Source organism: Pseudoduganella sp. RAF53_2, assembly GCF_052113985.1.
GTDB lineage: Bacteria > Pseudomonadota > Gammaproteobacteria > Burkholderiales > Burkholderiaceae_D > Rugamonas.
Window position 1 is genome coordinate 1 of sequence record NZ_JBFRDW010000995.1, and the last position, 1,401, is coordinate 1,401.

The window sequence follows — 1,401 nt, forward strand, 5'->3', positions numbered from 1 at the left end:
CGGCAGTACCTTTGCAGGTAGTCCTTGTGGTGCGGCAGCTGCTTCACCAGGGAATCGACCGAGCCGCTGATCGTGCGCAGGAAATGCGTCAGTTCGGCGTCGCCCATCATGTCGACGATCTGGTGGTAGCGCTCCGGGACGATGCCCTGGCCCAGCATGACCTGCACCCACGAATTTTCCGCGAACAGTTCATTCGGCACCCGGAACACCCGGCCAGTTTCGCGGAAGTGGCTGATACGGTGATGCAGGGATGGCGGCAGCTCCAGTTCGCGACAGGCGCGCCAGAACGGCGAGTCGTCGCGGTTGCTCACGTTGTAGTGCAGGATGATGAAGTCACGAATGTGCGCCACTTCGTGCGCCGTCTGTTGATTGAATTCGTCGATGTCGGTCTGGCAGATGCCTGCGCTGGGGAACATCTGCAGCAGGCGAATCAGACTGCGCTGGATCAGGTGAATGCTGGTCGATTCGATCGGTTCCAGGAAGCCGCTGGCAAGACCGATCGCCACACAGTTGCGATGCCAGGTCTGACGGCGCTGGCCCGGCTTGAAACGGATGGGGCGCGGTTCAAACAGGGGCTCACCTGCCAGGTTGGACAGCAGCTTGCTGCGCGCATGTTCGTCGTCCAGGAAGCGGCTCGAATACACCAGGCCATTGCCGACGCGGTGCTGCAACGGGATGCGCCATTGCCAGCCCGAGTCATGCGCGATGGCGCGCGTGTACGGCGGCACCACGCCTGTCGCTTCGGTCTGCACCGCCAGCGCACTGTCGCAGAACAGCCAGTGCGACCAGTCCTCGAATTCCACGCCCAGGGTTTGCCCCAGCAGCAGACTGCGGAAGCCGGAACAGTCGATGAACAGATCACCCTCAATCTTCGCGCCATCATTCAGCGTCAGGGACCGGATGAAGCCGGACTGCGCATCCTGGCTCACTTCTACAATCTTGCCCTCGATGCGGCGCACGCCCAGCGCTTCGCTGAATTTGCGCAGGTAGCGCGCGTACAAGCCCGCGTCCAGGTGATAGGCGTAGTTCATGCCTTGGTCCGGGAGATGGGCGAAGCGGTCCATCTGCGCTGCCTTCAGCTCGCGGCAGTAGTCGCCGTATTCACCTGCCAGTCCCCGGGCGCGGCCTTTCAGCCAGAAATGCTGGAAGCCCGCGGTCCAGTGATCGGTGCCCGTGGTGCCGAAGGAATGGATGTAGTGCTCGTCCACATTGCGCCAGTTCTCGAAACTGATGCCCAGTTTGAAGGTAGCCTGAGTGGCGGCCATGAACTCCGCTTCATTCAGTTCCAGCAGATCGTGGAACGTGATCATGGTCGGGATGGTGGCTTCACCGACGCCTACCGTGCCGATTTCGTCGGATTCGATCAGCGTAATGTCGAGAATCTTGCCCATAGTTTTGGAC

At 61.2% G+C, this 1,401-nt stretch carries 1 protein-coding gene; it reads right to left on the reverse strand.

Annotated features, from left to right (window positions below):
- Positions 1-1,391, reverse strand: a 1,391-nt coding sequence (locus AB4Z11_RS31750; protein WP_442030163.1) for a tryptophan halogenase family protein, incomplete at its 3' end; no start/stop codon positions are given.
- Positions 1,392-1,401 lie beyond the last annotated feature (10 nt).